Annotated in this window: 4 protein-coding genes; all 4 read right to left on the bottom strand. The window is 64.2% G+C overall.

Features of this window, described 5'->3' with window-relative positions; all coding sequences use genetic code 11:
- Positions 1-145: 145 nt before the first annotated feature.
- Positions 146-2383, bottom strand: coding sequence for a MobF family relaxase (gene mobF, locus AQZ50_RS19525; RefSeq protein WP_067749272.1), 2238 nt, complete (start codon positions 2381-2383; stop codon positions 146-148).
- Positions 2380-3054, bottom strand: a complete 675-nt coding sequence (locus tag AQZ50_RS19530) for a ribbon-helix-helix domain-containing protein (protein WP_067749273.1) — start codon at positions 3052-3054, stop codon at positions 2380-2382. Before AQZ50_RS19530 ends, mobF begins: the two co-directional genes overlap by 4 nt.
- Before the next feature lie 331 nt (positions 3055-3385).
- Positions 3386-4597, bottom strand: a complete 1212-nt coding sequence (locus AQZ50_RS19535; protein WP_067749277.1) for a helix-turn-helix domain-containing protein — start codon at positions 4595-4597, stop codon at positions 3386-3388.
- A gap of 431 nt (positions 4598-5028) precedes the next feature.
- The coding region (locus AQZ50_RS19540; protein ID WP_067749280.1) for an electron transfer flavoprotein subunit alpha/FixB family protein at positions 5029-5895 on the bottom strand (867 nt) is incomplete at its 5' end.

Below are 5895 nucleotides of genomic sequence, written 5' to 3' on the forward strand. Positions count from 1 at the left end.
CACCTCAGACGCATCGGAGCCAGGACCATCGATGAGCTTTGGAAAGCCGTCGGCAACATCTGCGACCTCTACACCCCTCAAGAGTGTTGGAACTATCTCAAGGATGCCGGATATGCGTCCGATTAAAGGCACGAGGCTCTAGAACTTATGAGTCAGACTCTAAGCGATAGGGCTGCATGTGGCGCACCTCCTCTCGGCTGAGATTGACGCGATCGAGAATCGGGATGGAAACTCCCCGCGCGCCGATTTCGCCCCGCGCTTTCAGCACCGCCTGTGCCTCGCGGTTGGCTTCGGCGCGCAAGGCTCGGCCCGAGGTCAAAAGCAAGGTCTGTTCGCGCTCCTCGCGCGGCAGGCTGGCCCAGACGGCGACGGCGTGGGCGGCCAGTTCGCCCTTCGGCACCTCATGGATGAAGGGGTTGAGCAGGCCGACCGCCGTGTGCATGTCGCCCCGGTCTAACGCCGGGGCCAATGTCTGCATGATACCCGAACGCGCTCGAACATTCTCGGTAAGCTCGGCAGTGGCGAGGCCCTGCCGCTGCAAGTCCTCGAAGGGCTTGCCGGCCTCGACCGCGCCATATTGCCGCGTGTCGCCCACCAGCGCGAGGCGGGCGACCTCGGCGCGATGGGCAAGGCGCATCAGATCGGCGGCCTGTCTGGAACTCAAGGTAGATGCCTCATCCACGATCACCACGGCGCCCTTGAGTTCGCCCAAGGATCGTGCTTGCAAGGCAGGCGCGCCATCTCCCTTCAGCAAGGCCCGATGCCGCCCGAGGAACGCCGCGACCGAACTGGATGGGACACCCAAATCCTCGCCAAGCTTGCGCGCGATCTCCGCGCCCACCGCCAGCGCCACTACAGGACGGCCTTGTTCCCCAGCAATGCGCGTGACAGGCTGGAGCATGGTTGACTTCCCCGCGCCCGCGACACCTTGCACGCCAATGATGCGGTCCTTGGCCTCCAGGATCAAACTGGCGGCGGCTTCCTGTTTGGGAGAGAGGCGGCGCAGGCCCATCTCGCGCGCTATTTGCTGCACTTTGGGGCCGGCGATATCCTCGACAAGCGGAGCCGCCTGATCCTTGCCCTGCGCCCACAGGGCGATCACCTCACGCTCCAGCGCAACCGCACCGCGCGTGGTCATCATCGCGCCATCGGGATCGGTGAGCAAAGCCACGCGTTCGGCTAGCGTGTCAATCCGCGCCTCGATGTCGCCCACGCCGATGGGGCCGCCAAAGGAAAGGCTGGCGCGGATCAGGTCGAAGCGGCTGAAGCCCGCCTCGTTCTGGCTGAGGTGGCGGACGCCCGATGCCACCGCCTGCGCTGAGGCAAAGTCCTTTGGCGAAAGCCTGCCCGACCTTTCCGGCACCAGCGGATCCTGCTCCTTTGGCGACAGCCCCATGGCAGCCACAATGGCCTGCCCTTTGGCCGCCATGCCCTTGATGCCGTCCACCACTCGGTCCCAGATTGTCGCGCCCGGTTCCATCGGCACTAGGACCGCCTCGCGCAAGGGCGGCGGATCAAACCCGATCCGCGCCGCCCGCTCGGCCCAAGCGGCGCGATCTTCCTCGCGCGAGATACCGGGATCTTTCGCCGCGCGAGTCACAAGCGCCGCCAGTTCCCGTTCGGCCGCAGTCCCATCGCGCCCGCTGGCCTCCAGCGCAGCAGTGATCTCCTCACGGCGGGTGGAGAAGGCCATGATGTGTTCGCGCGATATCCCGGCGATTTCGAACTGACCAAGGACCGGATTATGCGCAGGCATGGTGCGATAGCCCAGCCCCTCGATACGCGCGCGCAGGTCGGCATTGTGGACGGCAGCGATCGTCGCCTGCTGGCCGTAAAGCGGATCATTCCGCAAAGCCCGCCAAGCCCCATCGGGTCGCTGGGTGGCATTGGCGATCACCGCATGAACGTGCAATTGCGGATCGCGGTTGCGCGACAGATCATGGGTAAAGAGCGCTGCGACCATGTTGCCGGTTTTCACCGGCTGCTGGGTGCCGCTCTTCTCGTCGAACCGGCGCGCCTCGATCAAATTGCGTTCCACCCAACCAAGCGTCGCCTTCACGCTGGCCTCGAAGGCGGCCAGCAAGCGCTGGTCGCCGCCCACCAGCGCCATCAGCGACACCGACTTGGGCGCGGAGAAGGCCATGTCGAGGCCGGGGCGATGCTCTTGCCCCGAGGGTGTGGTGATGCTCGCCCCATTAGGCAGGCGCCCTTCCAGCACCGCCTCGAACGCGGCGGTGGCGACGGCCCCCGCCAACCCCAATGCCTCTGCGCCGCGACCATGCCATTGGCTGCGGTCGGTGCCTTCGCCCTCGGTGTAGTAATTGTCACGGGCATAATAGCCCGCCGCGCCGCTGGCCGAGCTGACCGCGCCGATTGAGATCATGGGTGCTTGCTCCGGTGTTTGGCAACAGTGGGCGTTGGGGTCGGTTGCGGGTCGACAAACGCGACCGGTTCCCCTGCCTGCCCAGCCGGGGAAAACCTGTGCAGCATCCCCCAGAACAGCATCACAGCCAACAGCGCGCCCGCAAAGATGGCAGCGAACTGCGCAAAGAGGCTGCTGGGATCAATGAGGGGCGGTGGTGGTGGCAACTTCGCCAGATTCTGGCTCGTCTGCTCAAGGCGGGCGAGGATATCCTCCATCGCCGTATCGCTGGGCAGGCGGGCCAGTTGCTTGCCCAACCGATGCTCATGCCCAGCAAGACTCGCCTCCACCCGGTCGCCCAACACGCCGACCAATTGCGCCTGCGCGCCGTCGTCGAGCGCCGCGCGAGCGGCCAGCGCCTTGCCAAGACGGACCTCGCGCCGGTCCATGTCGCGCAGCACGCGGTCGAGATCGATGCTCATCTGGATGAGCTGGCCCATAAGGTCCGGCGCCGGCGCCATACTCTTGCGCTGCGGGGATGACACGGCGGCCTCGCCCATCTTCCCCTCCGCGCCAATCGCATCGCGCACCAGCGCGCGGAGCAGTTCGGGGCGATTGATCCCACGCTGGGCCGCCAGCCGATCAATCTCAGCCAGAAGCGCATCGTCGAAACTGACGTTGAGTTGGCCCATCGTCAGTTTCCTGCCCGTCTAGGGGAATAGATGGCGGAAATCCGCCCTTCTAGGCGCGCTCTAGGCGGCGATGCATCATGCTGCATCGCCATTCCGTCTGGTGCACATGCTCCCGCCCCCAATTCTAGGTGCCTATATAGGGCATAGAATGGCCGAATTTCGCCACTTTTAGGGCGAAAGCCCAAGGCTACCCAGTAGCGTGGTGTGTGCCAAATTTGCCTTATGCCCCAGCTCTCTTCATGGGGCAGCTTGGCGGGCAGTGAGCAGAATCCGGCTCCTGATGGAGAGCTGTCCCGGTCGACAGGCCGCCATGGTTGCCGAGCATGCGATGTCATGCGGCGCCTCCCTCAAACTGGACGCCGAGACGGGTGAGCAGGGTATTGGTGAACAGTCCCAACGCGCCATTGCCGGTGTCTTCAGCCGAAAGGTGCAACTCTACGGCAGGTGCTTTGCGACCTTCTCGTTCGGCGAGATCTTGATCGTGCTGCCCCGCCCGAAACAGGCCTGTCAGGTTGAAGCCTTGCGACCGCTCGTTGCGCATCATGCCGGACAGGCATCGGCTGGGAGATCGGGCCTTGTAGCGATGGTCGCCGGGCAATTCGACATTTCGGTCGATCAGCAGCACGCAAAGCGCCGCCCGCTCTCGCCCGAATTGCTGACACGCTCGGCCCCATGTGCCTTGGGCGATGCCAAGCCGGCCACAGCTTCGGTAGGACGCCTCGATGAGGTTTGGCCATGTTGGGCCGCCCAGTGCTGCAACAAGCCCCTGATAGCCCTCCGTCGCCACGCTGACGGCAGCGGCGGGCGAGACGCGGTCGATGGGATCCGCGGTCGCGCTACACCTTCGTGATGAGTTTTTGTCTTGTATATTGGGTGCGCAGTTTTCTTCCGGCGCGTCGGAAGTTTTCAGTGCACGGGATGGCTCAGCGGGTGCGCTGGCGATGGCGTCGAGCATGGCGGACAGGGCCTCTCGAATGGCAGTCAATCGGGTGATGCTGGGGATGCGGGCGGTGCGGCCAGCGGGCAAGATTGACTCGGCGCGGTGGCGGAGGGCGTCATCGTGGGCGTCACGGATGCGCTGGCCGAGTTGCCGGATCTCGGCGCGGCATTGGCTGATGGCGCGGGCCTGAAGGTCAAGGGCTTCGGCCTTGCCCTTCAGTTCCACATACCGACCGATCAAAGGGGCGAGGTTGATCCCTGCAGCCCAGGTGATGATACCTTCCTGCCGATCTCCGGCACGGCCGCCATTGATCCCTGCGTTGCGGATGATGAAGCCCGCGCTTTCGAGTTCACGCTCCGCTGAGTTGATCGAGCGAGGGGTGAGGCCCAGCGCCTCGGCGAACCGGCAGGCCTGCGTCCAGACGGCGCAGATGCGGCCGTTCAAATAGTCCGCGTCCATCGTCTTGAGGACATAGTGACGGACCAGCACCACCGCTGTCGAGGACAGGCCGAAGCCTGGCCGCGCTACTTGCTCGAACAAGCGCAACAGGTCGAACCTCGTAACGCCCGATGGCAGGCCAGCATGGGCCAACGTCGTGCTCATACCGAACCTCCCATCGAAATTGAGGGGAGTTCCGGCAACGAAGTACCAGATTTGAAGCCTATCGGGGCATTCAGGCGTTTACGACCGAATCGTAATGAACGATTCCATTCGCCACCATTGGAGCTATAACGAGGATAAATCGAATATCGTGACCGGCCTTTTGATGATAAAAGTCGACGAAACGCACGATACTCCAAATCCTGTGCATAACAGGACAAAGACATACTAAACCTCTATTCGAAGTATTTCGTACGTCTCCGGCTGGCACACTTCACCCGCTCCATCACAGAATTTTCTGGAACGTGTTCTGTGGCGTGGCGGCCTGTTGGCGTGGTCAAAACGGGTCGGGCGTTGCCGGTGGTGATCAAGCAAAAGGCCCCGCCGGGGTGTCCGGCGGGGCCTTTGTTGTGTCTTCGATCGGTATCCGGCGTTCAGAGCTTTCCGACCAGTTCCGGCACGGCGCTGAACAAGTCCGCCACCAGCCCGATGTCGGCGACCTGGAAGATCGGGGCGTCTTCGTCCTTGTTGATCGCGATGATCGTCTTGCTGTCCTTCATCCCCGCCAGATGCTGGATCGCGCCCGAAATGCCGACCGCAATGTACACTTCCGGCGCCACGATCTTGCCCGTCTGGCCGACCTGATAGTCGTTGGGCACATAGCCCGCATCGACCGCCGCGCGGCTCGCGCCGATCGCTGCGCCCAGCTTGTCGGCCAAAGGCGTGATCGTTGCCGCAAACGTCGCCGCATCCTTCAGCGCCCGCCCGCCCGAGACGATGATCTTCGCGCTCGTCAGCTCGGGCCGTTCCAGCTTGGCGATTTCCGAGCCGACATAGGTCGACAGGCCCGAATCCGCGCCCGCCGCAACCGCCTCAACAGGCGCGCTGCCGCCGGTCGCATTCGCCTTGGCAAAAGCAGTGCCGCGCACGGTGATCACCAGCTTGGCATCACTCGATTCGACCGTCGCAATCGCGTTGCCCGCATAGATCGGGCGGGTAAACGTCCTGGGCCCTTCGACCGACAGGATGTCCGACACTTGCGCGACATCGACCAGCGCGGCGACGCGCGGCGCGACGTTCTTGCCCGTCGTCGTGGCCGGCGCGACAAACGCGTCGTATTCACTCAAAAGCCCGGCCACCAGCGGCGCGACGTTTTCCGCCAGCGCATGGGCATAGACCGCGTCATCGGCCTTCAGCACTTTGGCCACGCCTTCGATCTGCGCGGCCTGTGCCGCCACGCCATCGACGCCCGCGCCCGCGACCAGCGCGGTGACTTCGCCCAGCTGTGCCGCAGCGGTAAC

Source organism: Novosphingobium sp. Fuku2-ISO-50 (genome assembly GCF_001519055.1).
Lineage (GTDB): Bacteria > Pseudomonadota > Alphaproteobacteria > Sphingomonadales > Sphingomonadaceae > Novosphingobium.